Source organism: Sphingobium sp. TomTYG75, from assembly GCF_054771635.1.
On sequence record NZ_BSRE01000001.1, the window covers coordinates 2,083,139 to 2,108,430 of the forward strand.

Below are 25,292 nucleotides of genomic sequence, written 5' to 3' on the forward strand. Positions count from 1 at the left end.
TCAGGGTTGCGCTTCGATGCGATCCTCATAACCATGCAGCGCAGCGGTCACTGCCGGGTCACGAGCATAGCGGCGGCGCAGCATGGCGAGCTTCGCATCGGTCCCGGTGCATAGTTCGGCGATGCTTTCCATCAGGAACACGCGCCTTTCCCCATCATAGGGTTCCTCGCCCCGGAAATGGTCGCAACTGTCGCGATCGACCATGAAGCTGGTGACTTCTTGCGGGAAGGGCGTCGCCAGCGCAGCGTCGGGAGAGGGAGGGAGATCCAGCGATCCACGCGGTGCGGGCTGCGCCTGCACGGTTACCTCGGCCGAAGGGCGCTGCGGCGCCGCGACCACCTCGATCGGCTCACCCTCGATAGCGTTGGCGGAAAGCACGGGCTCTGGGGCAGTCGCATTGTCCGCAGACGCGGCATCGCCAGACGCGTCACGGCAAGCCGCGGTCAGCGCCAGAATCATCACCAATGGAACCAGCCCCACCCGTGCGCCCACCGATTTCCTCCCGCAAAATGGCAATGAGATCAGCGACATGCGGCAGTCGCTGTTCCTCCTCATCGAGAATCGCCATGAATGCGGCTTGCCTATAATCGCGCACGCGTTCTTCCGAAAGGCGGCTTGCCGCGGGTAATGCGGAAATTACGATATCCAGCAGCCGTTCGACACCATGAAGGCGTCCCCACAAATAGTCATTCTCCCGATAGGCTCTGCTGAAAAATGCACCGAAATTATTGAATTCAATACCTTTTAACGTGGCTTCGGCCCCGCCTGACCGAATAGCGCTGCAATCCTCCGGGGAAATCCGGTCCACCTTCACCGGATCATATTCTTCCATGGCGTGACCCTGGAGCAACGGTAGGGTGGCGATGTCGTAAAAGGGAAAGCCCAGATAGGAGAGCAGCATGATCCGCCGCTCCGCCTTGGGAAGTCCCGCGAGCGCGTCGGCCAGCATCATCTCCGCCACATCATCCCGGGCCTTCAGGTCGCGTACCTGTGCGATCGCGTCCAGCGCCGCCGCCGGGTCGGAGGGCACCTGCTTGGCTGCGGCGCGGATCGCGCCATTATAGAAATCGGTGCCTTCGCATTCTGTATAATGCGCCATCGATTCATAGATGGCGTCGTGCATCTTCTGGATCGCGCCGTTGCCTGCCTCAGAATCGATTTCCAGCGTGTCGGCCAGCCGCCGAGCCAGAAAGCGCAGGCGGCGGATGCGAAAACTCAGGTCATGGGTGCGGAAGAAGGCGACCGGCGGCGATCCTGGCCCGACATCCTCTATCAGCTTGTCCGCACCGATCGTCCGGACATGCGACCACAGCGCCTGCCGGAAATTTTCCCGCATCAGCGGGCTGTCCTCATCACTCAGGCGGAACAGCAAACCGGCCAGATCCTCGACGATGCCCGAAAGCTTCAGATGACCATAGGCCGGAAAGGCGAAGCCTGCCGAGTTCGCGGCCCGCAGCTGCGCCTTCGCACGCCAGGCGGACAGCCGCGCGGGCGTCGGACGGTCCAGGAACAGCATGCCGCCAATCGTGTTTTCGACCTCCGCCTCAATCCCCGGCCTCAGGGCATTCAGAATGCGTACCATCCGGCGAATGCGCGAAGAATGGCGATCGATCGCTTCCAGATTGTCGCGGATCGGCTGCTCGCGCGGAATGTCGCTGAGCGCGCCGAAAATGGTGCGGAAGAAACCGGGCAGTTGAGCCTTGTCCTCGGGCGTCGCGTCTTCCTGCTCGCCCTCCCGGTTCAGCCGGATCGATCGACGGCCCGGCTTCGGATCAATATAGACGAAGCGCCGATCGACCTCGCGCCGCGACGGACGGTTGCGGAGAGCGCCGATCGCCTGTGCGAAGGGTGCGTTCGCCAGCACCGATCCGTCGATCAGTATCGCGTCCTCCGCGTTGCCGCGCGCCCAATGGCGCGGCAGGGCATGGGCCAGAAACGCGTCCCGGGTCGGCCATGCGCGGTGCCGCTGTTTCAGCACGCGGTCCAGTTCGCGCACCGTGAAGGGGGGGAATGCGCCGGGGAAGCTCGCCGTCGCCCGCGCGGCGAATACCAACTCGGCCGGGTCGGCGAACAGCCGGTCGCCACGCCCCCGCGCGTGGAAACCGATGGAAAGGCGATGTTCGGTTTCCACCACCTGGGGCGGGCTGTTGAGGTTTAGGCTTTGCGGATGGCCTTCGAAATCCGTGACCGTGACGAACAGGTCCAACGGGTGCCCCTCGGGCAACAGCGGTGGCCCGCGCTCGGCCGCTTCCATCGCATCGAAGGCGTCAAGCATCATCGCCGTGAAGATTTCACCGCCAAAGGGCGGTTCGAACCATCTGGACCGGATGAAATTCGACAGCTTGTGCCGCACCTCCTCGCGCGTATCGGGTGCGACGGTTCTCTCCACTGTGTCGCCGGGTCGCCGCGCGGCCATCCACACCAGCGGCGTTGCCCAGAATTTGCTGATCCGCCGCGCTGGACGCGCATCCGGGTCCAGCAACTGCTCCACATCGGCATTTTCCAGCCACAGATCGGTCAATGGCTCGAGCGACTGGCCGGTTTCGATCGCCTGCGCCAGAAATATGCCGTTGATGCCGCCCGCGCTCGCCCCGGCGATGATGTCGGGCATTACGCGCAACCGGATGCCGCTTGCCGCTTCCAAGTCTTCCAGCAGCTTCCTGTAAACCGCTTCGCTGCCCTTGCTGCTCGGGGTGCCGTCATGGAAACCCCGGCTTGCCCGCGCCAACCGCCAGATTTCCTTGGTGATACCGTGCATATAGACGGCCAGACTGATCCCCCCATAGCAGACCAGCGCCAGTCGAAGTTCGCGCTCCTTCATACGGCGCGCCTCCCAGCCGCCGGACCATAATCTGCCCCGATCAGCCCCAAACCTCTCCCCCGTTCGCCCTGAGCCTGTCGAAGCCTGTCCTGAGCGCCTGCTGCAAGCAGGCAGTCGAAGGGGGCTTCACTTGTCCTTGATACCACAGGCAAAGGCTTCGTCAGGTCCAGTCCGAACGAAAACACCGAACTCACAACCGAAACTCCGCCCAGATTGGCAAATGATCCGAAGCCTTGCGCGACGCCGCACTGTCATGCACGCCGCTGTCCACCAGCTTCAATTGCCCGCAATGCATGATCCGGTCGAGATGCGCCACGGGCCGCCGCGCGTGAAAGCTCCGTCCGCAAGGCGCGAAACTATAATGGCGCGCAAAGTCCGCCAGACACCCCCGATTGGCGCTCCATTCGTTGAGATCGCCCATCAGCACGGTCGGCATAGCGTCGCGTTGCGCCGCCGCGTGTATGACCGCCGCCGCCTGCTTGCGTCGCCACAGGCCCGACAGGTCGAGATGCATGCCAAATACGCGCAGCTTCGCCTTGCCCAGTTCAACCTCCGCCATCGTCGCGCCACGCGGTTCCAGGCAGGGCAGGTGCAGCACGTCATGGGTGCGGATATCCGCCTCCTTCCGCACCAATATCGCGTTGCCATGCCAGCCCATCGAATCAACATGCACGTTCAACGGCACCGGCTTATATTGGCTCATCGATTCCAGCAGCCACGGCGGAATGGCGGCCGATCGAACGCCAAATCGGCGATCCGCTTCCTGCAGCGCGATCACGTCCGCGTCCAACTCTCCCAGCACCTCCAGCACTCGTTCGGGGCTGCGGCGGCGGTCGGTGCCAATGGCTTTGCGGATATTATAGCTGGCAACGCGTAACGACTTCATGGCGAGACAATGCGCCACATCCGCATGAGTTTCCAGCGCTCTTGGACGGTCTCCAAACTTCTTCGTCTTAAGGCGGGAGGGACGAGGGGGCCGATCCATCCGTTCTTTGTTCTTGAAACGTTCACCGTGGCAAGTCATAGCTCCCGCATGGCCAAGGCAAAGCGCAAATTCGTCTGTCAGCAGTGCGGCACGCTCTCTTCTCGCTGGCAGGGGCAATGCGATGACTGCGGCGAATGGAACAGCATTGTCGAGGAAGCGTCCGAGACCATCTTTTCCGCGCGCCATGATTTGCAAAGCGGCGGGCGCGCCCTGACCCTCGTAGGCCTGAACAGTCAGGTTGAACTGCCCCAGCGCACCAGCACCGGCATCGCGGAGTTTGACCGTGCACTGGGTGGCGGCATCGTTCCGGGTTCCGCCACGTTGATCGGCGGCGATCCGGGGATCGGCAAGTCCACCCTGTTGCTTCAGGCCGCTGCCCGCATTGCCGCGCGCGGCCTTTCCGTTGCTTACATCAGCGGTGAAGAAGCGGCGGATCAGGTTCGCTTGCGGGCGCAGCGCCTCGGCCTTGGCGACGCGCCCGTGCAACTCGCCAGCGCAACCTCCGTCCGCGACATCCTGACCACGCTGGGGGAGGGGGAGCCGCCCGCGCTGCTCGTCATCGACTCCATCCAGACGATGCACAGCGACCTTATCGAAGGCGCGCCGGGCACCGTCAGCCAGGTTCGCGCGTCCAGCCAGGAACTCATCCGCTTCGCCAAGCAGCGCGGCACCGCTGTCATCCTCGTCGGCCATGTCACCAAGGACGGCAGCATCGCCGGGCCGCGCGTTCTTGAGCATATGGTCGACACGGTCCTCAGCTTCGAAGGCGAGCGCAGCCATCAATATCGCATCCTGCGCGCGATCAAGAACCGCTTCGGCGGCACCGACGAGATCGGCGTCTTCGCGATGGTCGCGGAGGGGCTGGAGGAAGTCTCCAATCCCTCCGCTCTGTTCCTCACCCATCGTGACGAAACCGTTACGGGCGCGACCGTCTTTCCGGCGTTGGAAGGCACGCGCCCAGTGCTGGTGGAGATACAGGCGCTCGTCGTCCGCCTCTCCAGCGGCGCCACACCTCGGCGCGCGGTGGTGGGGTGGGATAGCGGCCGTCTCGCCATGGTCCTCGCCGTGCTGGAAGCGCGCTGCGGCCTCAGCTTCTCCACCTGCGAAGTCTATCTGAACGTCGCTGGCGGCTATCGCCTGTCCGATCCCGCCGCCGACTTGGCGGTTGCCGCCGCGCTCATATCGGCGCTCGCGGAAAGGCCGGTGCCCGCGGATCTGGTCCTGTTCGGTGAAATCGCGCTTTCGGGGGAAATTCGTCCCGTCGCCCATGCTCCGCTGCGCCTGCGCGAATCGGCCAAGCTCGGCTTTGAACGCGCCTATGTTCCCTCAGCGGTCGCCGACGGGGTGAAGGGAATAGCGGTCAGCGGCTACCGCGCGTTAAGCCAACTGGTTGACCAGATGCTCGGCCGCGGATAGCCCGGCGCTCATGAACGCCGTCGATATCCTCGTCCTTCTCGCCATCGGCGGGTGCGCCGTATTGGGCTTGCTTCGTGGTTTCGTTCTTGAAACCCTTTCGTTGATCGCCTGGGTCCTCGGCATCTTCGCCATTCGCCTCTTCCACCCCTCCGCCACCGAACTCCTCACCCCCCTGGTCGGAACCACCGGAGGCGCGTCAATTCTCGCATTCCTTCTTGTTTTCGGCGTCACCTTCGGCGCAGGAAAACTCCTCGCCCACGCCATCGGCCGCCGCACCCGTCAGTCGATTCTTGGCCCCATCGACCGCGTCCTCGGCGGCGGCTTCGGCGCCATCAAGGGATTGATCGGCGCAACGCTGGTCTTCCTCGCATTCAGCCTGACCTACGACACCTTCTACGGCAGCGGAGAGCGCCGCCCTGATTGGTTGTCCGACGCCCGCACCTATCCGCTGCTCAACGCCAGCGGCCAGGCGATCAGCGAATTCGTGGCCGAACGCCGCGCCAGAAAGCCGGACGCCGAAAGCGATTGATCGCTATAGCCAGCCCTTTGCGCGGTAAGCGTCCGCCGTTGCTTTCAATCCCGCTTCGGTGGCAACTTCGGGCACCCACAATTTTTTGGGAGGTTGCTTGCGCTTCGTGACCACCCAATCGGGATGGCAGAAATAGCTGACCCTATCTTGCGTGAGCTTCGCCGCCTTGCCCCGCAGCATGCGATCCAGCCGCGCGCCGAGGCCCAGTGCCCAGTTGGGCGTGGCAAAAGTCCTCACGGGCCTTCCGACCGCGCGCCCGATCGCCTGTCCAAAGTCCAGATGGTCCCACCCGCCCGGCGTGCCGTCGTCCGCCTCATAACTGTGAGCAAGGCTCATTTCCGTCTCGCCAGCAAGCCGCAGGAGCAACCGGCCAAGGTCGCTTACCTCGATCAGGGACAGCCGCCCACTCGGGGGCAGTAGCATAATGCCTCGCTTGGCCATCCGGAACAGCTCCAGCATCTCCCGATCACCCGGCCCATAGATCGCAGGCGGGCGCACGATCGTCCAATCCAGTCCGCTCGCCTTGACGTGACGTTCGGCGAGCGCTTTGGACCAGCCATAGTCGGAAAGTTTCGGTTCCCGCGCAGCCAGCGATGACGCATGGACCAATCGCCGGACGCCACGCTGCCGCATGGCATCGATGACCGCCATCGTCCCACGCGCGTTCCCGGCCTCGAACCCGTCGCGATCGGCCGCGTTTACGACGCCTGCAATATGGACCACCACGTCGGCGTCGCGTATCAGTGTGTTCAGCGCCGCACGGTCCTCAAGCGATCCGGGCACCCACTTTAGCCGGGCGCGAGGCGGCTGCGCCTTTCGGGTGATGGCTGTCACATGATGCCCAGCGTCCAAAGCCTGATTGAGCGTTTCGGCGCCGACAAAACCTGTCGCGCCGGTCATGGCAATGCGTAATTTCATGGGGATCAGACCATGGCCATCTGGTCGCGATGAACGAGTACGGATCGGGGCAGGTGGCCCAGCAAAGCCGCAATATCCTCACTGCGTTTGCCTGCGACCCTCGCCGCTTCCTCGCTGTCATACTCGCTTAGCCCACGCGCGATCACTCGGCCATCCGGCGCGACGATATCAACGACATCACCTCGCACGAATGCGCCTTCTATCTTCGCCACACCCGCAGGCAGCAAGCTGTTCCCGCGTCCCAAAGCCTTTTCAGCACCCGCGTCGACGATGATGCGCCCGCGAACGGTCAAACGCCCCGCAAGCCATCCCTTGCGCGCCCGCTTGGCAGGGGCCGCGAGGAAGATCGATCCCTTGCCACCATTGATCCAATGTGACAGCGGAGCATCGACCTTGCCGGAAATGATGGCGAGATGCGCTCCGGCCCCTGTCGCGATCCGCGCCGCCTCGATCTTGGAGGTCATGCCTCCCGATCCCATTCCAGAGGCGGATCCACTGTCCGCCATATTTGCGATCCGCGCGTCAATGCGCTCGATTGTGTCTATCAGCATGGCGCTCGCATCGACATGCGGGTTGGCGGTGTAAAGCCCATCGACGTCGGAAAGCAGCACCACCGCGTCGGCCCGTGCTGCCTGTCCGATACGTGCCGCCAGCCGATCGTTATCGCCAAAACGGATCTCCGCTGTGGCGACGCTGTCATTCTCATTTACCACCGGCACCACATTGAGTGTGATCAGGCGTTCCAAAGTCGCAGACGCATTCAGATAGCGCCGCCGATGCTCAAGATCGTCCAGAGTCACCAGCATCTGCGCGGCGGTGATCTCCTTGTCCTGCAACAACCGAGCCCAACATTGCGACAGTGCGATCTGTCCCGTTGCCGCTGCGGCCTGAGCGTCTTCCAGACTGCCACGCCCACCCTTCGGCAGCTTCAATCGCCGTGCGCCCAGCGCAATTGCGCCTGATGAAACGATAATGATCTGCTGCCCGGCTGCCTTGCGGTCAGCGACATCTTGGACCAAGGTTCGGAGCCACGCTTCGCGAACCTCGCCATTCCCATCGACCAGCAGGGCTGAGCCGATCTTGATGACCAGTCGCCGAACTTGAGAGGGGGGGAAGCCTGAAAGAGAGGAAGTCACGGGATCAGTTCCGTCCGCCTGGAACGTGAAGTATAAGTGGAGAGTGAGGAGTGTTCAGATCGGCGACCATGAAGCGTCGCCTTCGTCACTGGCCTCTTCCTCCATCGGCCTGCCGTCCGCAAGCAATGGCAGGACAGCATCCAGCAGCGGTTGCACACCTTCGCCAGTCGCGCCCGAGATGATGAATATCTTCTCCACGCCAGCCTCCCGCCGGAGCTGGGCGGCGATGTCTTCCATCAATTCCGGCCCGAGCAGGTCGCCCTTGTTAAGCGCGACGATCTGCGGCTTGTCGGCGAGCCCCTCGCCATAGGCTTCCAGTTCATCCTGCACGATCCGGAACTGTTCGACCGGATCGTCCCCAGTGGCATCAACGAGGTGCAGCAGCACGCGGCAGCGCTCGATATGACCAAGGAATCGGTCGCCGATGCCAGCACCTTCGGCTGCACCCTCGATCAAGCCGGGAATGTCTGCCAGGACGAATTCCTTGTCACGGTGCGTGACGACGCCGAGCTGCGGTTTGGTGGTAGTAAAGGCATAGGCCCCCACCTTGGCCTTGGTATTGGTCACCTGATTGATGAAGGTCGACTTGCCAGCGTTCGGCATACCGACCAAACCGACGTCGGCGAGCAATTTCAGCCGCAGCCAGACCCACATTTCCTGTCCCGGCCAGCCCGTTCCATGCTGTCGCGGCGCACGGTTCGTGCTTGTCTTGTAAGACAGGTTGCCCCGGCCGCCATCGCCGCCGCGCAACAGGACCAAGCGTTGCCCTACCTCTGTGAAGTCGGCGAGAAGCTCCTGATCTTCATAGTCGGGATAACCATCCTCGTCCTCGGTGCCCTCGATAGGCTGGGGATCGGACAGGATCTGCGTTCCCACGGGCACCTTGACGACGAGGTCGTTTCCGCCTGCGCCGTAACGATTCTTTCCCGCACCCGGCATCCCACGCTGCGCCTTGAAATGCTGGGTGTAGCGGAAGTCGATGAGGGTATTGAGGCCAGCTACGGCTTCGAAGATGATATCTCCGCCCTTGCCGCCATTGCCGCCATCAGGGCCGCCATATTCGACATATTTTTCACGCCGGAAACTGACCGCGCCGGGGCCGCCCCAGCCGGACTTTATGTATATCTTCGCCTGATCCAGAAAATGCATGGGCTGGCCCATAGCCGCTTATGAAGCGGAATTAAACCTTGCCGTCTGCTATCGCTCGAAACTCACCTTTTCCATGCGGGACGGCGTCTGCTGGCGCAGTCCCTTTTCGTTCAGGCCGCGAGTGCGGGCATGGCGTCGTGATAAAGGTCCATTGCAGGATCAATCATCATGCGCCCGGGCACGCCTTCTTCAAAAATCAGGCATTCAGCCGTATTTCCACGCGCCGGACTGTAACGTTGCTCCACCCGGCCGGTGTAACGAAAGCCGATTTTCCGAAGCACATTGCCTGACGCCGGATTGTCAGCGAAATGCGCTGCGCGAATCCCGCTGACGCCAGCTGCTCGGGCCATGCCGTACACCGCGCTGGCGGCCTCCGTCGCAAAGCCCAGCCCCCAATAGGGACGCGCTATCCAATAGCCGAGTTCAGGCGTGCCATCCTCGGTCAAATGGATGCCGCACCCGCCGACCAGGCGCGGAGCACCGCGAGTGCGGGAAAAAGCCAGAAGACGTGGCAGGCGTGTATCCTGCGGAAGGGCAAGGAAGCTGCGCGCGTCATCAATGTCATAGGGCGCCGACACGCGGACAAGGTTGCGCAGGACCGCCGGATCGCCAATCGCTTCGGCCAGCGCGGATGCGTCTTCCATCCAGCCGGGTCTCAGAAGCAGGCGGGGGGTACGGGCGAACATTTGAAAATCTCTCCTCTGATCGACACGCCAATGGCCGTAAAAAGTTACGGCTTGACGACTTCTTTCCTCTGGCTGTGCCCCGCCCGCATGACGCGTGAGAAGGCTCAGGGTTCCAGAGGTTTGAGGGAAAATGAGGGGAGGTGTCGCCGAACGGAAAAAGGGGCGCTCCCGGATGGGGCGCCCCTTTTTCCCTCGGATTATCAGAGATGGTCCAAGACCATCTTCCGGAAGGATCGCCCCAATAATGAGGGACGATCCGTCATTGATCGTCCGTTATTCGGCTGCTTCAGCCATGGCATCGACCGACACATATTTACGGCCGAGCTTGCCAGTGTGGAATACCACGCGACCTTCGCCCAGGGCGAATAGGGTGTGGTCCTTACCCATGCCAACATTGCGGCCGGGATATACGCGCGTGCCGCGCTGGCGAATGATGATGTTGCCGCCGATCACTTCCTGACCGCCGAACTTCTTCACGCCAAGGCGCTTCGATTCCGAATCGCGACCGTTACGCGATGAACCGCCAGCTTTCTTATGTGCCATGACTCAAACTCCTCGAAACTGGACTGCGGCTCAGGCGATCGACACGATCTTCAGGATCGTGTGGTTCTGGCGATGGCCGTTCTTGCGACGGTAATTGTGACGACGGCGCTTCTTGAAAACGATAACCTTTTCGCCCTTCGCCTGCGCGATGATTTCGGCGGCGACGGTCAGCTTGCTGGCGTCCTTCACGTCGCTGCCTTCGCCGGCGAACAGGACGTCATCCAGCGTCACCTTGTCACCAGCCTCACCGGCCAGCTTCTCGACGACGATCTTGTCTCCGGCGGCGACGCGATACTGCTTGCCGCCCGTGCGCACGACTGCGAACATGGCTCTTCTCTTCTTGTTCAAATCTGCTTTACGCAAATCGCCGAGGACATGACATCCTGTTGACCCGCGCGGGAATGTGGCCCGGTAGTGGACTGACTCGCTTATGTCAACCGGGAAGCCCCCTTCTTAAGGGTGGTTTTTGCGCAGGTCAGTGCCTATCTTCCCGTCTCGAAGGGAACCCGACGCGCATGATGCCGACATCGTATAGTACTGGCAGCATGAGAGGCAGGCTTCTCTTCATGCTGACCCTGTGGATGGCGATCGGTGTTGCGTTATTAAGTGCCCTGACGCCATTGGGGCCGCCGTCCAGCATAGCAACGGGCTCGGCGTTCAATCCCGCCACCACAGGCGTGGTGCTGAAGGCCCGGACCCAATCGGCACCGGCCGACTACCGCCTGACCCAGCCCGATGGTTCGGGCGACAACCCCTTGTTATCGCCATTGATGCCATGGTTGGTATCTGTAGCGGGCCTGTTGGCCGTCGTGGGGTGGTCGCGATCTAATCCCTCATATGTCCGCACCCGCCCCTCGCTCTTGCGCGGGGGTATTTCACACGCCTTTCACGCTCGCGCTCCGCCTGCCCTGACTTAACGCCCACTCCGTTAATCGTCAGGCAGGAGAGATCCATGACCCGCAGACAGTCACGCCGCAGCAACCGACGGCCGCCATGGTGGTTCATACCCGCCGTGTTCACTGGGCTGGGTGCTGCCGTCAGCCGCTATGCTAGCGGTCGCAGAATGAAAATATGATAGGCTGCCGGTGAAGGTTCAGAGGGCCGCACCGGCAGACAGGGAAGGACGTCCATGCCTCATCACACGCCCCTGATCGGAACAATCGTCGCGGGCCTCGTTGTTGCTTTCATAATGGGTGCCATTGCCCATCGTCTCAAACTTTCGCCGCTTGTCGGTTACCTTATCGCGGGGATCATGGTTGGTCCTTTCACCCCAGGCTTTGTCGCCAACACCAGTCTGGCCAACGAATTGGCCGAAATCGGTGTCATTCTGCTGATGTTCGGGGTGGGACTTCATTTTTCGCTGCGTGACTTGCTGTCGGTGAAGAATATCGCCGTACCCGGCGCCATTGGGCAGATCGCGGTGGCAACGCTGCTCGGCATGGGACTGTCGCACTATATGGGCTGGCCAGTGATGGGCGGCATTGTGTTCGGCCTCGCTCTTTCGGTCGCGAGTACGGTCGTCTTGCTGCGCGCCTTGCAGGGGGCGGATCTTGTGGAGACGCGGCGGGGGCGCATAGCTGTTGGCTGGCTGATCGTCGAGGATCTGGTGATGGTGCTGGCGTTGGTACTGCTACCCGCGTTGGCGAAGGTTATGAACAATGCAGACGCATCGGCCGGGATGGGTGACCTGCTGGCACCGCTGCTGAGTACCCTGCTGAAGGTGGCCGGTTTTGTCGCCCTGATGCTTGTGGTGGGCCGACGGGTCATTCCTTGGGCGTTGCACTGGGTAGTTCACACCGGATCGCGGGAGTTGTTTCGCCTGGCTGTGCTTGCCATCGCCCTTGGCGTGGCTTTCGGCGCGGCCGTGGCGTTCGATGTGTCATTTGCCTTGGGCGCCTTCTTCGCGGGCATGATCCTGGGCGAGACGCCGCTTAGCCGCCGCGCGACGGAGGAAACGCTGCCGCTGCGCGACGCATTCGCTGTGTTGTTCTTCGTGTCGGTGGGCATGTTGTTCAATCCGTCAGTGCTCGTCGAACAGCCGTTACCATTGCTGGCCACTGTAGCGATCATCATCGTCGGTAAGTCTATCGCCGCGTTCGCGATCGTGCGCGCCTTCGGCCATCCGGGAGATACTGCGCTGACGATCGCGGCGAGCCTGGCGCAGATCGGCGAGTTTTCCTTCATCCTCGCCACATTGGGCACTGGCTTGGGCGTGCTGCCTGCGGAAGGACGCGACTTGATCCTTGCGGGCGCGATTGTGTCGATCTTTTTGAATCCGTTCATCTTCTCGATGATCGTGCGGGCGCATAAGAAGGAGGAGATTGAGGAAGAAGCAGAAGCGGAAAAGGCGCGCCAGCGTCCGCACATCGGACATGTGATCCTGGTCGGATATGGCCGGGTCGGCAAGATGATTGCGGAGCGCCTGTCCGAACGCAATGCCCATTTCGTTGTGCTGGAGACGGACCCGGAACGAGCAGAGGAGGCCGCGGAGGCGGGCCATCCGGTAGTGCGGGGAAGTGCACTGGAGGACCGTTATTTGATGGCTGCTGGCATTTGCGAGGCTCGACGGTTGCTGATCGCGGTGCCGGAAGGGTTTGAAGGTGGTGCGATCCATGAGCATGCGCGTCACCTCAATCCCAACCTGCAGGTGATTGCGCGAGCGCATAGTGATGCAGAGGTCGCGCATCTGGAAGGGATTGGCGTGCCCCATGTCGTCATGGGAGAGCGTGAGCTGGCAGCGCGGATGCTTCAGTTATCCGGCGCGGGCTGAACGTCGGTTGAGGCTGTCTCAGTCAACAATGTGCTCCTGTAAAGCCAGGAGCACATTGTTTTGGGAGCGGTGTCTTATCCGCGTGGCTTGCGAGGCGGGCCTTTGCGGGGGCCGCCCTTGAAAGGCCGGGCGCCATAAGCTGGCTTCGGACCACGACCTTCATTCGGGCGGCCCTTGCCACGTGGCGGCCCTTCGCGGCGGTTCTCGCGCGCTGTGTCCCGAGGTGTTCCCTCAATCTGTTCGAACTGGACTTCAGCGCCCTCGTCGCTCGCCTCGCCCGTCCGCTTCACCGAGCCGACGAAGCGGGATACGATGGCGCTGGGGATTTCGAACAGCGTCTCGTTGGCGGCGATCCGGATCGCGCCGATGTCCTGGCGTGACACATGGCCTCGGCGGCAGATCAGCGGCAGGATCCAACGCGGGTCGGCATTGTGACGGCGGCCGATGTCCATGCGGAACCAGACGGTATCCTCAAAGCCCGGACGAGGCCCATCGCGGCGCGGCGGGGCTTCGCTGGCGTCGAGCAGTTCTTCGGGCGCGGGGAGGGCGGCGCGGGCGCTTTTCACCAGCATCGCCGCGATCTCCTTGGCGGACTTGGTTTCCAGCAACTCGGCGCCCAGTGTCCAATCCAGCTCGTCCAGCTCGGCGCGCTCCATCAGCTTTTCGCGCAGGCGAGAATTGTCCTGCTCCTGGATCGCTTCCTTGCTCGGCGGAGTGCCCCATTCGACCGGGATTTTGGCGCCACGCAGCATGGATTCGACACGGCGGCGGCGGGGGTAGGGGACGATGAGGACAGCCGTGCCCTTCTTGCCTGCGCGCCCGGTGCGGCCGGAACGGTGCTGCATCGTTTCTGCATCGCGCGGGATTTCGACGTGCACGACGAGGCTGAGGTTGGGAAGGTCGATACCGCGCGCTGCGACGTCGGTGGCCACGCACACACGAGCGCGGCGGTCGCGGAGGGCTTGCAGCGCATGATTGCGCTCATTCTGGCTATGCTCACCCGACAGCGCCACGGCGGCGAAACCGCGTTCAGTGAGGCTGGCATGGAGGTGGCGGACATTGTCGCGGGTGGCGCAGAAGAGGATCGCGGTTTCTGCCTCATGATAGCGCAGCAGATTGACCACCGCGTTCTCGATGTCGGCGGGGGCGACCGTCACGGCCTGATAGGTGATATCGCCATGGCCGCGTTCGTCGCTGACAGTGGAGATGCGCAGCGCGTCCTGCTGGTAGCGCTTGGCGAGCGCAACGATCGGCTTCGGCATGGTGGCGGAGAAGAGGAGGGTGCGGCGGCCTTCGGGCGTGCCGTCGAGGATCTCTTCCAGATCTTCGCGGAAGCCCATGTCGAGCATTTCGTCAGCTTCATCGAGGACGACGGTCTTGAGTCCCGACAGGTCCAGTGCGCCGCGTTCGAGATGGTCGCGCAGGCGGCCGGGGGTGCCGACGACGATGTGTGCGCCGTGGGAAAGTGCACGCCGTTCCTTGGCGGCGTCCATACCGCCGACGCAGGTAGCGATGCGGGCGCGGGCTTCGCCGTAGAGCCACTCCAGTTCGCGGCTGACTTGCAGTGCCAGTTCGCGGGTGGGGGCGATAGCGAGGGCGAGCGGTTTTCCTGCTACGGGCAGGCGCATCTCTTCGCCCAGCAATTCGCCCGCCATGGCAAGGCCAAAAGCGACTGTCTTGCCCGAGCCGGTCTGTGCCGAGACGATGAGGTCGCGGCCTTCCGCTTCGGGCTGGGTGACTTCGGCCTGAACGGGGGTCAGGCTTTCATAGCCTTTTCGCGTCAGGGCGTCCGAGAGGAGGGGCGGGAGATGTTCAAAAGACATTATATTTTCCGTCGGTAAAGCGACCCGCCATTCCCGACGGATACATGATGACCTGATGTGCTTCGGCCGCTGCCGGAGCCCGGGATGCAAGGTCACACACCCCGAAGTTCACACCGTCCCTGAGGGACTTCTGCTCAAGGCAGAAATGGGTGCCGGAAGGCACCCAAATAAGAAGGCCGCCTTCCCCCGCAAAGAGGGAAGGCGGCCCCTATATTAACTATTGCGAGGGATCAGACCGAAGCGACTTCCGCCACATCGACCTTCACGCCCGGACCCATCGACGACGACAGGGCGATCTTGCGGACGTACTTGCCCTTCGAACCCGACGGCTTCGCCTTGACGATGGCGTCAACGAAAGCGTCGAAATTCTTGCGCAGGTCTTCGGCCGAGAAGCTCGCCTTGCCGAGACCGGCGTGGATGATGCCAGCCTTTTCGACGCGGAATTCGATCTGACCACCCTTGGCGGCCTTCACGGCTTCGGCGACGTTCGGGGTGACGGTGCCGAGCTTCGGGTTCGGCATCAGGCCCTTGGGACCCAGAACCTTACCGAGACGACCGACCAGACCCATCATGTCAGGCGTGGCGATCACGCGCTGGAAGTCGATGTTGCCAGCCTGGATGCTGTCCAGCAGGTCTTCGGCGCCCACGATGTCGGCGCCAGCGGCGGTCGCGGCTTCAGCCTTGTCGCCACGGGCGAACACGGCGACGCGAACGTCCTTGCCGGTGCCCGCGGGCAGGGTGACGACGCCACGGACCATCTGGTCGGCGTGACGCGGATCGACGCCCAGATTGATCGCGATTTCGACGCTTTCGTCGAACTTGGCGGTCGCGTGGGTCTTGATCAGGCCCAGCGCTTCGTCAACGCCGTGCAGCTTTTCGCGGTCAACCGCGGTGGCGAGAGCCTTCGCCTTCTTCGTCAGCTTTGCCATGGTCTTAGCCCTCCACCACTTCGAGGCCCATCGCGCGAGCGGAGCCTTCGATGATCTTCGTCGCTGCGTCGATGTCGTTCGCGTTCAGGTCAACCATCTTGGCCTGGGCGATTTCGGCGAGCTGGGCGCGGGTGATCTTGCCAGCGACAACCTTGCCCGGTTCCTTGGAACCCGACTTCAGGTTGACGGCCTTCTTGATCAGGTAGGTGGCGGGCGGCTGCTTCGTGACGAAGCTGAACGAACGGTCCGCATAGACGGTGATGATGGTCGGCAGCGGGGTGCCCTTGTCCATCTTTTCCGTCGAGGCGTTGAACGCCTTGCAGAATTCCATGATGTTCACACCGCGCTGACCCAGTGCCGGACCGATCGGCGGCGAGGGGTTGGCGGCTCCAGCGGGCACCTGGAGCTTGATATAGCCCGTAATCTTCTTGGCCATTTTCACTCACTCTGTTGCTGGGAGGATCGCAAGCGATCCGCCCGGTTCAAGTTTAGCGGTCAAGCAGTTCCCAAAGAGAACCTCCCGCACTGCATTATCCTCGCCCCTTCAGGGGAGAGGATACCGTAGCTTGCCAGTTTGCTGGCTAGCGTAGGTTGGAGAGGGGGCTGTGCCCTCTCCAGCTGCGACTAGGCGGCAAAGCCGCCAAGTCTCGCTGCCCTCTCCCGCTTGCGGGAGAGGGAAATTGTTACTTCGAAAGTTCGACCTGTTCGAAGTCCAGTTCGACCGGCGTGGCGCGGCCGAAGATCGACACGGACACCTTGACGCGGTTCTTTTCGAAATCCAGTTCCTCGACGGTGCCGTTGAAGCTGGCGAAGGGGCCGTCCAGAACCTTGACGCTGTCGCCGATTTCGTAATCAACACTGACCTTGTGCTTGGGCGCGGCTTCGGCGGCCTTCTGCGCACCGAAATAGCGGGCGGCTTCGCCTTCGCTGATCGCCTGCGGCTTACCCGACGAACCGAGGAATCCGGTGACCTTCGGCGTGTTCTTGACGAGGTGGTAAATGTCGTCGTTCATCGCGAGCTTCGCAAGCACGTAGCCCGGCATGAACTTGCGTTCGACCTGCACCTTCTTGCCGCGTTTCACTTCGGTTACGGTCTCGGTGGGGACTTCCACCTGTTCGACCAGCTGGGAGAGGCCCATGCGCTCGGCTTCGGACAGGATCGATTCCTTGACCTTGTTTTCGAAGCCCGAATAGGCGTGGATGATGTACCAGCGCGCCATGTTACCGTCTCAAACTCCTACCAGGCGATTTACTGGGAAATCGCGGTAATCCAAAACTTCAAGCCCGTCCGGCGGCGAACGCCAGCAGCCAGCGAACGATCGTCCCGAAAAAGGTGTCGATGCCGAAGAAGAAGAGGCCGAGCAGCGTGGTCATGATACCGACCATCACCGCAGTCATGACCGTTTCGCGGCCGGTGGGCCACACGATCTTAGACGCTTCGGTCTTCACCTGATTGACGAATTCGCCCGGAGAAACCTTCGCCATCACTGCCTCAACAACTTTCGAACAAACACCAAAGCGCGAAGCAACAGTCCGCCCTCCGGACCCCGCCATGTCGGCGTCCCGGGGTGCGGCCGCTGGCTCCGCGACCCATCTTCGCTGGGGCAACTAACCGCGAACCTTTGAAAAATCAAGGATCAGCGCTCAGCGACCTGGCAGGAGTGGAGGGACTCGAACCCCCGGCATTCGGTTTTGGAGACCGACGCTCTACCAGCTGAGCTACACTCCTGTACCGGCGAAGGAGGGCGCTTTAGCGTGGCCTGCGGGGGAGAGCAAGCAGGAAACTTTAGAGGAAAATGCCGCCCTTCATCACGCGGCGGGTGCGGCCCTGTACCGGCATCCGGTCGAAGGGCGTGTTGCCCGCCTGCGCCGCCATTTTCGTAGAATCTATGATCCATGGCGCATCGGGATCGATGAAGATGAGGTCGGCGGCGCCACCGGCGGCGAAGCTTCCTGCATCGACCCCCAATATGCGGGCCGGATTGGCGCTGAGCAGCATCATCAGGCGCGTCATCGACAGATGGCCTTCGCGCACGAGATTCAACGACAGGGCTAGCAACGTCTCGGCTCCAGCCATGCCGGGAGAAGCGTCGGCGAAGGGTAACCTCTTATCCTCGGGGCCACGGGGATCATGACTGGAGGTGATCACATCCACCGTCCCGTCGGCGACCGCGACGATCGAGGCCCTGCGGTCATCCTCCGACCTTAGCGGAGGCGACAGGCGCGCGAAGGTGCGGAAGTTGGTGACGGCATTGTCGGCAAGGTAAAGATAGGCAGGGCTGATCCCGCAGGTGACCTTTACGCCTTCGGCCTTTGCCGCGCGTATCAGATCGAAGCCCGCCTTCGTCGTCACGAGCCGGAAGTGGATGGCGGCGCCCGTTTCCTTCGCCAGCATGAGGTCGCGCGCGATCGCGATTGCTTCGGCGCATGCAGGTGCGTGGGGCAGGCCCAACCGGGTCGCCGTTTCGCCGCTGGTTGCGACTGCCTTGCCTGCGAGGCCGCTGTCCTCGGCATGCGTGATGACGGTCAGGCCAAGGCCGGAGGCATAGGCGAGTACCCGCATCATCACGCCTGAATCCGCGATCCATTGGCGTCCGGTAGCCACAGCCTTGGCGCCCGCTGCCTGCATCATGCCGATTTCCGCCAGCTCGCCCCCTTTGAGGCCCCGTGTGGCGGCAGCGATTGGATGCACCCAGAAATCGGGCTTTCCCGCGCGCGCGGCCTGACGGATGAGGCCAGCCTCATCCAGCGGGGAGGACTGGTCGGGCATCAGGGCGGCCCGCGTGATCCCGCCGAAGTGGAAGGCGGGCTTGTCGGTAGCGAACACGCCCAGATCGATGAGGCCCGGAGCCACCACCAGCCCGGCGGCGTCGATCGTTTCGGCGTCGTCCGGCACATCGACATTGCCCGAGGCGATGATCTGATCGCCTTCGATCAGGATCGCGCCAGTGCGGACGTCGCGGGCAGCGGGGTCGGCCAGCTTCGCGTTGATGATGGCAAGCTTGCTCATGCCCAACCCTCCACGCCGCGCGCGCCACGGGTCAGCACATCCAGACAAGCCATGCGGATGGCTACGCCCATTTCCACCTGTTCCGTGATGGCGGAGCGATCGGGATCATCCGCCACCACGCTCGATATCTCGACGCCGCGGTTCATGGGACCAGGGTGCATGACCAATGCGTCCGGCTTGGCAATGGCAAGCCGTTCGGGCGTCAGGCCGTAAAGCATGTGATATTCGCGAGGCGAGGGGATGAAGGCGCCGTCCATCCGTTCATTCTGAAGGCGCAGCATCATCACGACATCGGCGCCATCCAGCCCTTCGTCCATTCGATTATAGGGCGTGGCGCCCAGCATCTCCACCTCGGGCGGCATCAAAGTCGGTGGCGCCACGGCGCGAACCTGTGCGCCCAAAGCCGCGAGGCAGAGCATGTTCGATCGCGCGACGCGGCTATGCAGCACATCCCCGCAAATCGCGACGACAAGGCCCTCAAACCCTCCCTTGCGGCGGCGGATGGTGAGGGCGTCAAGCAGGGCCTGGGTCGGATGTTGGTGCCAGCCGTCCCCAGCATTGAGGACCGGGCAGTCCACCATGTCCGAGATCAGGGCAACGGCGCCCGAACTCGCATGACGAATGACGATCACGTCGGCGGCCATCGCGTTGAGAGTCATGGCGGTGTCGATCAGGGTCTCCCCCTTCTTCACGCTCGACTGCCCGGCATGCATGTTCACGACGTCGGCGCCCAGACGTTTGCCCGCGATTTCGAACGACAGCAGGGTGCGGGTGCTGTTTTCGAAGAAGGCATTGATTTGCGTCATTCCGGCTAGGCGGTCGTCATGCTTGCGCGCATTGTCCCGGTTGGTCCGCGCCCAATGTTCTGCCTCATCCAGCAGGAAACGGATTTCCCAAGGCTTCAGGTCGGCGATGGAGAGAAGATGCCGATGCGGAAACAACGCCCGGCCGGTCAGGTCGGACGAGGTGGGGGGAACGGTTATGTCGGGCATGAACGGACCCTTTAGGCGAGGGCAGGAAAGAGGGCAAGACGGGATGCTTGGAAGTTCCGTCCGCTTTCCTATCTGCTTGGGATGCGGATTTTCACGATCGGGTATGAAGGGGCTACGCAGGGCGAGCTGATAGCGGCGTTGCAGAAGGCAGGCGTCAAGCTGCTGGCGGACATCAGGGCGGTTCCGCTTTCGCGGCGGCCGGGATTTTCCAAGAACATTCTGGCGGCGGGGCTGAAGGAGGCCGGGATCGACTATGTCGGGCTGAAGGCGCTGGGCACGCCCGCCGAGGGTCGGGAGGCGGCTCGCAAGGGCAATCATGCGAAACTTCGGGAGATTTATTCGCGGCAACTCGACCTGCCGGAAGCTATCGTCCAGGCGGAAGAATTGCGCGACATGGCGCGGGAGCGGCCCACGGCTTTGCTGTGTTTTGAGCGGGAGGCGGACGGATGCCATCGCTCTTTGTTGCTGGAGTATCTTTTCCCGGATGACGAGCGTGTGGACCTGAAGCCCTGAATCGTCAGAAGCGCCGCGCGACGGCTCCGGCGGTCCAACCCATGCTCACCGCCAGCAAAATGGCCGTAAGGCCGTATAAAAAGGACCATCGTTCGGCCGCGACCGCCATGAAGCGTTCGAACCCCGACTTGCGGATGGTGATGTCGCGGACGGCGGCGGCAACGACCCGCCCATCCTGCACGAGGAAGGTTTCCGCTGTATAATCGCCGACGATGACGCGCGCGGGGAGCGGGATGCGTGCCCGGTATAACACTCCATCGGTGATCTCCACGGAGCCGGGCCGTTCGGCGAACAATCCCGATCGTTCGCGCAGATCGATCAACCCGGCCTGGAAGCGATCAAGCTCGGCGCTGTCATTGAGAGAGGACGGGGACAGTTGCAGCTTGTCCACGCCCAGTTCGTAGATCGCGGCCGTCCGTTCATCGACGACGTTGGCGATCGGACGGGAAGAGGCGACCGCATAAAAGCTGGGTGCGGAGCGGAAGCGGGCGCTGTCCGCATTGACCCAGATGCCGGCGACCTTTTGTTTCTCGCGCATGGTGATGGACTGATCGGGGCCTTTCAGCACAACCAATATGTCCGCAGGTTTGCTGGGCCGACGACCGTCGGGATAGACGATCGCTCCAAACAGCAGGAGGTCGGCGCCGGTGAAGCTGTACTGGATTTCCACTTCCCGTTGCGAGACGTCGGGAACGAGCATCGGCTCCCCTGCCGCGCCGAGCAGTGTCGAGAGGGGGAGGAGCAGTGCGAGACGGGCGCGCAGGTTCAACGCACTTCCACCGTGTAAATCTCATCCGGGCGGAAACCGAGACCCAACGCCATGCGCGCGGCGACCAGCAGCACGATCACCGACAATAATATGCGCAGATATTCAGGGCGAACGGTCATTGAGATGCGGGTGCCGATCTGTGCCCCTGTCACGCTGCCGATCAGAAGCAGCATTGCGAGGACGAGATCGACCGCCTTTGTAGTCATGGCGTGCATCATCGTTGTTGCCATGGTGACGAACAATATCTGAAACAGCGAAGTGCCCACCACCGACTGGGTGGTCATGCCAAGCAGGTAAAGCATGGCGGGCACAAGGATGAAGCCGCCGCCGACGCCCAGCAGGGTTGTCAGTATTCCCGTCGCAACACCGAGCAGCAACGGCGCGAGGGGAGAGATATAGAGCCCCGAGCGATAGAAGCGCCACCGCATCGGCAGCGCGGCGACCAAGGGGTGATGACGGCGCTTGCGGGCCTGCATGCGTTTGCCCGTTTTCAACAGGATCAGCGCCTGGACCGACTCCTTCGCCATCAACATGCCGATGCCGCCGAGCATCAGGACATAAAGGATGCCGATAGCCGTATCGATCTGCCCGATGGACTGGAGCAGCCGGAACAACAGCACGCCGATGCCTGCTCCAATGATGCCGCCGCCGATCAGGACGCCGCCCATCCGGAAATCGACGGTACCCCTCGCCATGTGGGTAACGACGCCCGATACGCTGGCGCCGGTGACCTGGGACGCGGCGGACGCGGCCGCCACGGTGGGTGGAATGCCGTAGAAGATCAGCAGGGGCGTGGTCAGGAAGCCGCCGCCGACGCCGAACATGCCGGAGAGCAGGCCGACCACACCGCCCAGGGCAATGATCACCAGCGCGTTCACCGACAGATTGGCGATGGGCAGGTAGAGATCCATGTGCGTACAGGGTTAGGCCGAATGGATGGCAAGATAAAGGCGCTGCGCGTCCGCCCCGCGTTAAAAATCCGCGCCGAGGGTAAGAGTGAGGCCGGATGAGGGCGATGCCTCTCCCGCTATGCGCTGCCGCCATTCGATGCTGAGCCGCGATGCGACGCGGGGGAGTGGCAGGCGGACCTGAACCTCCGGCCCGATGTCAACGCGCTCCACCTGCGGTTGCGCGCCTCCCGATACGCTGAAGCCGGTGCGTACAGGCGTCCCCGATATGGGCGTGAGCAGGGAAAGCTTGCCGTCAGCGAACAGGTCGTGCCGGTTGAACCCGACCAGGCCGGCCTGTCCATAAGCCTCCGCTTCCAATTTGCCCAGAACTGGAGTGGGGCCGAAGCCGCCCACGGCAAACAGCGCGTTGGCATTGCGTGCGCCATTTCCCAGAGAGATCCGGCGCTCCGCCGCGATGGAGATCGGAATTGATCGGGCAGGTTGCCAGGCTATCCCGGCGGCAGCCTCAGGTGAAGCGGGGCGATTGAAGGCGCGGCTCACGCGGCCATAGAGGGCGGCGCGGCCGGTGCTGGCTGGCGTCAGATCATAATCGAGCCGGAGTCCCGCTTGCGACCCGCCGAGCCTGCCGCCTGTGACAAGATCCTGCGGATTTGCGCTACCGTCGCGCCAGAGGAGCCACGCGCTGCCGCGCCAGCGGCGTACTTTGGCGCCGTCTGAGGGCGTTGGCGGCCAAGCGGGCGGGGCGGGCTGGGCAAAGTTGGATGGTCTGCTGGCCTGAGCGGCTTCTTCGATTTTCCGATCGAAGGGCGCCTGGCCGTCCTCGGATTTGCCCATGGCACTTTGAAACGAAGTGTTAAAGGCTGGGGTAATCCCCCTTCTCGGCTCCGCAGCGCGTATCCTGCTCATCGGCCAATTGGCGACGAGCAGTGGGGTTGGCGTGGCCGGAATCGGTACGGTCTTTTGCGGAGAAGGCGCGGTCAGGCGGGCGGCTGCAACCGGGATCGGTCGTGGCGGCAAGGGCGCGACGGTACCTCCAAACATGGCGCTCGCGACCCGAATGATCACCCAGCCGGTCATAAGCACAAGGAAAAAGCGGACAGGCCGTCCGCTGGCGCTGTTGGTCATGTTGATCTTTAAAGCTGGGGGAAGCGATGCTGTGTCTTGTCCCAGACCAGCGGCTTTCCGAACAGGGAGTGAAGGTAGAGGAAGACCGCGCGGCGGGCCGCAAGCATCGCAATCAGATTGGCGAGAATGGAACGGGGGATCGCGCCGATCCCATAAATCCATCCGTAGCTGCGGCCGACAAAAATGGCCCGCATCGCGGCGCGCCAGGTCATGAAGGCAAAGTTCAGCCAGAGCAGCAGTTCGACGAACGGGGATGGCTGGTGAGCGGCTTCGAGGCCGAACCAGCTTGCCATGAGTAGCAGGCCCCAAAGCAGAAAGGCGACGTAAGCAGCGAAGAGAACGAAGGCGGCAATGGCCGCGCGCCGGTCACGGATGCGCATCCACCATTCGGTGGGGCCGCCCTGCCATCCCATGCGGTCCCAACCAGCAAGCGAGATTCCGACCATCCAGCGTGCTTTCTGGCGGACGGCGCCGTCCAGGCTGTCCGGAAAATATTCACGCGTAGCGACAAGCTCGCCTGCGGCATCGCGCATCCGCACGAAAACGCCACGCCCGCCCATATTCTTGATCCGGAGACCAACTTCATAATCTTCCGTGAGGGAAGCGGGGTCGAACGGACCCCCGTTCGCCGGATTGACGAGCCGTTCGAGTGTCAGTCGTTCGAATGCGCAGGCAACTCCGGCGGACGGAACCGACGCACCCACAGCTTCGCGGATCGTCAAATATTTCCCATGGCTCTCGGCAAATTCGTCGCAATAATGATTGGCGATGGAGCGTGCCCACCAGCCGCCTTCTCCGGTGAGTGGAAGAACCGGCAACTGAACCAGTTGGAAGCGATCGATCATCACATCGAATAGCCGGACTTCGTCGGCGTGGACGACATCTTCGGCGTCGTGCAAGACTACGGCCTTGAACATTCTGCCGGTGCGCGCCTCCTCTTCCTGCATGGCGCGCCAGAGGAGGTTGAGACAGTCCGCCTTGGTCGTGGGACCCGGCCGGTCGTTGATACAGACTACGAGACGGTCGTCCTGATCCGCGATCGGGTTGACGGCCGCCAAAGTGGCAAGGTCATTGGGATAGACGCCGACGAAAATGCGATAGTCGCCGACGGACCATTGGTTGAGTGCATTGCGCAACATCGGGCCGATCACATCGGCTTCACCCCAGGCGGGAACGAAGACGCCTATCTTGCCAGGCTTTGAAGAGGCGGGCAGCGTCGCCGTCGTCATGCGCCTATGGCGAGAATAGACCGCGATGTTTCGCCACCAGCGGCGGCCCAGGAACATGACATCCACGAGAAAATCGTCGATCCCGCCAATGGCCAGCCCCACCACGGCGAACAACAGAATTTCATGATAAATGATCGCCAGAACCGCGGTCAGCGATTGCGCCATGTTGAATGCCCCCTGCAAGCCGAGGCGCATTGGCAAATTACTTTGGGATTTCATAGCCCTCGCGCATATTTTTTGCACAGGGCGAAAATCTTTGATTATTTCACCGAAGGCTCCGACCGGGCGCGATTTCCGTCAAGTTGCTCCAGTAGCGCGTTGGATGGAATGGCCTCATTGATGCGGCAGTGCTAACGTCTCCACTGCCGGAAAGACGACTCGTCTAAAGAGTTGCGGCACCCCAACCAGTCTCATCAGCGATAGGTAGGAGGGCGTGAATGACCGGAGAGATGGATGTCAATTACCTACTGCACAGGCAGCAGGTGTCGTTGATACGAGCGCAGATGAGCCATTCCAAAAAAGGGCGTGCTGCTTATGAGGGGTTGGCTCGTGGATATGGTGATCAGATCGATGCATATCGTGAGGAAAATGTGCGGTTAGTGAATTCCGCACACTGATGGTGGGCGTCCGTTACCGCCGCTGGATCAACCGCTCTATTGACCGGTGGTGACTTTCCTCGCTGTCATATTCCCTTTCCAGCATAGCTTTCAGACGTTCAAGATCGGTTTCGGTCAGATGTTCGATGCCGATGAATTCGTTTCGGGCATCGGTGACGGCGCGGATGAGTTCGTCAAGCTTTGCCTGGATCGCTGACCCGTCGCGATTCTGAGCGTTCTGGATCAGGAAGACCATGAGAAAGGTCACGATCGTCGTGCCCGTGTTGATGATGAGCTGCCAGGTGTCGGAATAATGGAAGATCGGCCCGGTCAATATCCAGCCGATGATCGTGGCCGACGCCAATATGAACGCCAGGGGCTGCCCGGACCAGCTGGCGACGCGATGCGCGAAGGCTCCGAAAATTTTGTCCATGTCTTGTCC

Annotated in this window: 27 protein-coding genes and 1 tRNA gene; 6 read left to right on the forward strand and 22 right to left on the reverse strand. The window is 62.3% G+C overall.

The window, feature by feature from the left end; translation table 11 throughout:
- From ACYU81_RS10580 to ACYU81_RS10590, 3 genes are all read right to left on the reverse strand, one after another.
- Positions 1–480, reverse strand: a complete 480-nt coding sequence (locus tag ACYU81_RS10580; RefSeq protein WP_460987589.1) for a hypothetical protein — start codon at positions 478–480, stop codon at positions 1–3.
- Positions 428–2,821 (reverse strand): patatin-like protein, encoded by a 2,394-nt coding sequence (locus ACYU81_RS10585; RefSeq protein ID WP_460987590.1) that lies wholly within the window; start codon positions 2,819–2,821, stop codon positions 428–430. Before ACYU81_RS10585 ends, ACYU81_RS10580 begins: the two co-directional genes overlap by 53 nt.
- 190 nt (positions 2,822–3,011) lie before the next feature.
- A complete protein-coding gene (locus ACYU81_RS10590) occupies positions 3,012–3,707 on the reverse strand; it encodes an endonuclease/exonuclease/phosphatase family protein (protein ID WP_196225479.1) in 696 nt (231 codons plus the stop codon).
- Positions 3,708–3,854: 147 nt separating this feature from the next.
- On the opposite strand from ACYU81_RS10590, the gene radA reads away from it, so the two are divergent.
- Both radA and ACYU81_RS10600 read left to right on the forward strand, forming a co-directional pair.
- A complete protein-coding gene (gene radA / locus ACYU81_RS10595) occupies positions 3,855–5,222 on the forward strand; it encodes a DNA repair protein RadA (RefSeq protein WP_460987591.1) in 1,368 nt (455 codons plus the stop codon).
- 10 nt (positions 5,223–5,232) lie between these two features.
- On the forward strand, positions 5,233–5,751 hold the full coding sequence (locus ACYU81_RS10600; protein ID WP_460987592.1) for a CvpA family protein: 519 nt from the start codon (positions 5,233–5,235) through the stop codon (positions 5,749–5,751).
- Positions 5,752–5,754: 3 nt separating this feature from the next.
- Here the strand turns inward: ACYU81_RS10600 and ACYU81_RS10605 are convergent, their stop codons facing one another.
- The 6 genes from ACYU81_RS10605 to rplU all read right to left on the reverse strand — a co-directional run bounded on the left by ACYU81_RS10605 (position 5,755) and on the right by rplU (position 10,510).
- Positions 5,755–6,669 (reverse strand): NAD-dependent epimerase/dehydratase family protein, encoded by a 915-nt coding sequence (locus ACYU81_RS10605; protein WP_460987593.1) that lies wholly within the window; start codon positions 6,667–6,669, stop codon positions 5,755–5,757.
- A 5-nt stretch (positions 6,670–6,674) separates the two neighbouring features.
- On the reverse strand, positions 6,675–7,805 hold the full coding sequence (proB, locus tag ACYU81_RS10610) for a glutamate 5-kinase (protein ID WP_460987594.1): 1,131 nt from the start codon (positions 7,803–7,805) through the stop codon (positions 6,675–6,677).
- Positions 7,806–7,859: 54 nt separating this feature from the next.
- A complete protein-coding gene (obgE, locus tag ACYU81_RS10615; RefSeq protein WP_460987595.1) occupies positions 7,860–8,954 on the reverse strand; it encodes a GTPase ObgE in 1,095 nt (364 codons plus the stop codon).
- Positions 8,955–9,064: 110 nt separating this feature from the next.
- Positions 9,065–9,640 carry a GNAT family N-acetyltransferase gene (locus ACYU81_RS10620; RefSeq protein ID WP_460987596.1) on the reverse strand — a complete coding sequence of 192 codons (576 nt, stop codon included), beginning with the start codon at positions 9,638–9,640 and terminating at the stop codon, positions 9,065–9,067.
- A 273-nt stretch (positions 9,641–9,913) separates the two neighbouring features.
- On the reverse strand, positions 9,914–10,183 hold the full coding sequence (gene rpmA, locus ACYU81_RS10625; RefSeq protein ID WP_007683600.1) for a 50S ribosomal protein L27: 270 nt from the start codon (positions 10,181–10,183) through the stop codon (positions 9,914–9,916).
- A 30-nt stretch (positions 10,184–10,213) separates the two neighbouring features.
- Positions 10,214–10,510 (reverse strand): 50S ribosomal protein L21, encoded by a 297-nt coding sequence (gene rplU / locus ACYU81_RS10630; RefSeq protein ID WP_340265563.1) that lies wholly within the window; start codon positions 10,508–10,510, stop codon positions 10,214–10,216.
- A 239-nt stretch (positions 10,511–10,749) separates the two neighbouring features.
- On the opposite strand from rplU, the gene ACYU81_RS10635 reads away from it, so the two are divergent.
- Positions 10,750–11,100 carry a hypothetical protein gene (locus ACYU81_RS10635; RefSeq protein ID WP_460987597.1) on the forward strand — a complete coding sequence of 117 codons (351 nt, stop codon included), beginning with the start codon at positions 10,750–10,752 and terminating at the stop codon, positions 11,098–11,100.
- A 212-nt stretch (positions 11,101–11,312) separates the two neighbouring features.
- Positions 11,313–12,953, forward strand: coding sequence for a YbaL family putative K(+) efflux transporter (gene ybaL / locus ACYU81_RS10640; protein WP_460987598.1), 1,641 nt, complete (start codon positions 11,313–11,315; stop codon positions 12,951–12,953).
- A 74-nt stretch (positions 12,954–13,027) separates the two neighbouring features.
- Here ybaL and ACYU81_RS10645 read toward each other — a convergent pair whose 3' ends face one another.
- From ACYU81_RS10645 to ACYU81_RS10680, 8 genes are all read right to left on the reverse strand, one after another.
- Entirely contained in the window at positions 13,028–14,776 is a 1,749-nt protein-coding gene (locus ACYU81_RS10645) for a DEAD/DEAH box helicase (protein WP_460987599.1), read from the reverse strand.
- A gap of 230 nt (positions 14,777–15,006) precedes the next feature.
- A complete protein-coding gene (gene rplA, locus ACYU81_RS10650) occupies positions 15,007–15,705 on the reverse strand; it encodes a 50S ribosomal protein L1 (protein ID WP_196225489.1) in 699 nt (232 codons plus the stop codon).
- A gap of 4 nt (positions 15,706–15,709) precedes the next feature.
- Positions 15,710–16,141: a 50S ribosomal protein L11 gene (gene rplK / locus ACYU81_RS10655; RefSeq protein ID WP_037464038.1), complete on the reverse strand. Its 432-nt coding sequence runs from the start codon at positions 16,139–16,141 to the stop codon at positions 15,710–15,712.
- Positions 16,142–16,388: 247 nt separating this feature from the next.
- Positions 16,389–16,925, reverse strand: a complete 537-nt coding sequence (gene nusG / locus ACYU81_RS10660) for a transcription termination/antitermination protein NusG (protein WP_449471400.1) — start codon at positions 16,923–16,925, stop codon at positions 16,389–16,391.
- Between the two features lie 58 nt (positions 16,926–16,983).
- Positions 16,984–17,190, reverse strand: a complete 207-nt coding sequence (secE, locus tag ACYU81_RS10665) for a preprotein translocase subunit SecE (RefSeq protein WP_460987600.1) — start codon at positions 17,188–17,190, stop codon at positions 16,984–16,986.
- Positions 17,191–17,358: 168 nt separating this feature from the next.
- Positions 17,359–17,434, reverse strand: a tRNA-Trp gene (locus tag ACYU81_RS10670).
- Positions 17,435–17,491: 57 nt separating this feature from the next.
- Complete coding sequence (locus tag ACYU81_RS10675) at positions 17,492–18,715, reverse strand: dihydroorotase (RefSeq protein ID WP_460987601.1); 1,224 nt, start codon at positions 18,713–18,715, stop codon at positions 17,492–17,494.
- Positions 18,712–19,707 (reverse strand): aspartate carbamoyltransferase catalytic subunit, encoded by a 996-nt coding sequence (locus ACYU81_RS10680; protein WP_460987602.1) that lies wholly within the window; start codon positions 19,705–19,707, stop codon positions 18,712–18,714. The genes ACYU81_RS10675 and ACYU81_RS10680 overlap by 4 nt, the downstream gene beginning before the upstream one ends.
- An 81-nt stretch (positions 19,708–19,788) precedes the next feature.
- Between ACYU81_RS10680 and ACYU81_RS10685 the strand changes: the two genes are divergently transcribed.
- Positions 19,789–20,220, forward strand: a complete 432-nt coding sequence (locus ACYU81_RS10685; RefSeq protein ID WP_460987603.1) for a DUF488 domain-containing protein — start codon at positions 19,789–19,791, stop codon at positions 20,218–20,220.
- Positions 20,221–20,224: 4 nt separating this feature from the next.
- On the opposite strand, the gene ACYU81_RS10690 is transcribed toward ACYU81_RS10685, so the two are convergent.
- The 4 genes from ACYU81_RS10690 to ACYU81_RS10705 form a co-directional block, all read right to left on the reverse strand.
- Positions 20,225–20,983, reverse strand: coding sequence for a TIGR02186 family protein (locus tag ACYU81_RS10690; RefSeq protein ID WP_460988172.1), 759 nt, complete (start codon positions 20,981–20,983; stop codon positions 20,225–20,227).
- A 2-nt stretch (positions 20,984–20,985) separates the two neighbouring features.
- Positions 20,986–21,900 carry a sulfite exporter TauE/SafE family protein gene (locus ACYU81_RS10695; protein ID WP_449471406.1) on the reverse strand — a complete coding sequence of 305 codons (915 nt, stop codon included), beginning with the start codon at positions 21,898–21,900 and terminating at the stop codon, positions 20,986–20,988.
- Between the two features lie 60 nt (positions 21,901–21,960).
- The gene (locus ACYU81_RS10700) at positions 21,961–22,734 is read right to left on the reverse strand and encodes a hypothetical protein (RefSeq protein ID WP_460987604.1); all 774 of its coding nucleotides are present in this window, start codon (positions 22,732–22,734) and stop codon (positions 21,961–21,963) included.
- A gap of 299 nt (positions 22,735–23,033) precedes the next feature.
- The gene (locus ACYU81_RS10705; RefSeq protein ID WP_460987605.1) at positions 23,034–24,419 is read right to left on the reverse strand and encodes a glycosyl transferase family protein; all 1,386 of its coding nucleotides are present in this window, start codon (positions 24,417–24,419) and stop codon (positions 23,034–23,036) included.
- A gap of 272 nt (positions 24,420–24,691) precedes the next feature.
- Here ACYU81_RS10705 and ACYU81_RS10710 point away from each other — a divergent pair, with 272 nt between their 5' ends.
- Positions 24,692–24,871, forward strand: a complete 180-nt coding sequence (locus ACYU81_RS10710; protein ID WP_196225497.1) for a hypothetical protein — start codon at positions 24,692–24,694, stop codon at positions 24,869–24,871.
- Positions 24,872–24,884: 13 nt separating this feature from the next.
- Here the strand turns inward: ACYU81_RS10710 and ACYU81_RS10715 are convergent, their stop codons facing one another.
- Positions 24,885–25,283: a low affinity iron permease family protein gene (locus tag ACYU81_RS10715; protein ID WP_449471410.1), complete on the reverse strand. Its 399-nt coding sequence runs from the start codon at positions 25,281–25,283 to the stop codon at positions 24,885–24,887.
- Positions 25,284–25,292 lie beyond the last annotated feature (9 nt).